This window comes from Actinosynnema sp., assembly GCF_052038725.1.
This window is the reverse complement of the sequence record NZ_JBQGCX010000579.1, coordinates 1-2,254: the sequence shown is the minus strand read 5'-3', so window position 1 is coordinate 2,254 and position 2,254 is coordinate 1. Positions and strand designations below refer to the sequence as shown.

General features: G+C 74.8%; 3 protein-coding genes. All 3 read right to left on the bottom strand.

What is annotated here, in order from left to right; genetic code table 11:
- Nucleotides 1-956: M20 family metallopeptidase (locus ACTUAL_RS12120; RefSeq protein ID WP_440900302.1), on the bottom strand; the 956-nt coding region annotated here is incomplete at its 3' end.
- A 7-nt stretch (nucleotides 957-963) separates the two neighbouring features.
- On the bottom strand, nucleotides 964-1,341 hold the full coding sequence (locus tag ACTUAL_RS12115) for an STAS domain-containing protein (RefSeq protein ID WP_096492941.1): 378 nt from the start codon (nucleotides 1,339-1,341) through the stop codon (nucleotides 964-966).
- A gap of 377 nt (nucleotides 1,342-1,718) precedes the next feature.
- Complete coding sequence (locus ACTUAL_RS12110) at nucleotides 1,719-2,207, bottom strand: hypothetical protein (protein WP_096492940.1); 489 nt, start codon at nucleotides 2,205-2,207, stop codon at nucleotides 1,719-1,721.
- Between the last annotated feature and the right edge of the window lie 47 nt (nucleotides 2,208-2,254).

The window sequence follows — 2,254 nt, the reverse complement described above, 5'->3', positions numbered from 1 at the left end:
ACCGCGTCCACGCCGCGGTGGTGGAAGGACCGGGCGTCCGCCGCCCCGTGCTTGCGCAGCGGCTCCCCCGCGTAGCCCTGGCCCAGCGCGGCCTCGCGCAGCGCCAGCACGCGCGGGTCGTCCGGTTCGACGCGGTGCGGCGGCTCGACGTGGTCGACGAGCACCTCGACGTCCGGGCACAGCAGCGGCAACCGGGACACCGCGTCCGCCTCGTGCGCCGGGAACCGCACGTCCAGCCAGGCCACCGCCTCGTCCGGGACCTGGTTGAGCGCGGTGCCGGGGGTGTCGACGCGGGCGACGTTCACCGTCGTGCGCCACCGCTCGGCCGTGGGAACCGGGTGCTCGGCGAGCACCGCCCGCACCGCGTCGAGCACCCGCAGCAGCGCGTTGTCCCCCAGCCACGGGTAGGCGCCGTGCGCGGACCGCCCGCGCGCCACCAGCCGCACGCCCGCGATGCCCTTGGACTCGGTGACCACGCGCAGCCCGCTGTGCTCGCCGATGATCACGAACCCGGCCCGCACGCCCTCGTCGAGCTGGTGCCGGGTGCCGTCGCGGCCCCCCACCTCCTCGTCGGTGACCAGTTGCAGCCCGAGCGGGTACGGCAGCGCGCGGGCGAGGTCGCGGAAGACCGAGGCGAGCACGAGCGCGGACAGCGTCATGTCCTGCGCGCCGCGCGCGTGCAGCCGGTCGCCGACCCGGCGGGGCCGGAACTGCTCGGGCGCGCCGGGGACCACGTCCAGGTGCGCGTTGAGCAGGACGCGGAAGTCGCGGGCGCCGGGAGCGGTGGACACGAGCGCGCTGGGCTTGCCGCCGGAGCTGAACCGCTCGACGTGGAAGCCGGGGCCGACGAAGTCCAGGACGAGCTCCAGGGCGCGGTGCAGCTCGTCGGGGCGGTCGGCGGTGGAGGGGATGGCGAGCAGGTCGAGCGCCGGGGGCAGCAGGTCGTCCAGCTCCACGGCCGGGCTACCTCCGCGCGGCGACGGAGGCCATCGCCTCGAACAGGGTCGGGAACACCGCGACCTTGGCCTCCAGGTCGGTCATCCGCAGCGCGCGCAGCACCACCCGCTGCTCGGTGGCCAGCGCCAGCGCCACGCCGGAGCGCTCGGAGGCCTTGATCGCGCCGATGATGGTGTCCACGCCCATGGAGCCGAAGAAGGTCACGCCGCGCAGGTCGAGCACGACGCCGGAGGACTTGCGGGCGATGGCCGCGCCGAACGCGCCCGCGATGAGGTCGTGGCCCGCCATGTCCACCTCGCCGTCGACCTTGACCACGACGACGCCGTCCACCGAATCGGTCTCGACGTCGACCGGCGGCACCCGGTCCTCTGCGCCTGCGGTCATGGCTGCTCCCGGCGTGCTGCGGCGGCGGTCTGGTTCTGGTCCTTACCCGTTTCCGGCGCGCGCGAATCCCCCGCTCCGCCGGGCGCGCCGGTTCCGCCGTCGGGCGGCGCGGGGGTGATCGGCGGGCGGGTTCGGGTCGTCGGCACCGCCACAGCCTCGGAGAACGCCCGCCGCCGGGTCAAGCGGGCGTGCCGGGGTAATGGCCGGTTTCACGGGAACGGGAGCCGCGGGGGACACCGGACGTGAACACGCGGGCAACAGCCCCGCAATTCCCCGTGCGCCGCCCCCGGTATTCGCGGTTGCCGGTTTTCCCGGTGCCGGAAAGGGGCGGGGGCCGGTCCCGCGCGGACCGGCCCCCTGCGCGCGTCCGCTCGGGATCAGGAGTGCTTGATGCGGGCCGACCACTCGGCGGCCCACTTGCCGTCGCCGAAGTCGAGCTTGGCGACGCACGTGTGGCTGTCGCCGTCGCAGGTCAGCTCGTACACGTCGACGGGGGCCTCGCGGGCGTCCTCGCCGTTGCCCTCGTGGGCCACCCAGGCGCCCCACTCGGCGGTCCAGTTCCCGTCGCCGAAGTCCAGGTTCGCGGTGCACGTCCAGGTGTCGCCGTCGCAGGTCACCTCGGTGGCGCCGACCGGGGAGCGCTGCTGCGCGAGGTCGTCGACGTGCATGACGCCCGCGCCCCAGGAGGCGGTCCAGCCGCCGTCGCCGAAGTCGAGCTTCGCGACGCACTCGTAGGTCTGGCCGTCGCAGGTGAGCCCGGTGACGTCGACCGGGTCGGCGGAGGCGGGAACGACGGCGGCGAGCAGGGACGCGGCGGCCAGCGAGGTGGCGGCGGCGACCCTCTTGGTGATGGTGTTCACGGTCAAGAACGTTCCCCGGTCATTCCAAGTGTGCCGGAATTGCCACCGCACCG

Coding starts and splice junctions, on each gene's coding strand:
- ACTUAL_RS12115 (WP_096492941.1), bottom strand. CDS start 1,341: ATGACCGCAGGCGCAGAGGACCGGGTGCCGCCGGTCGACGTCGAGACC.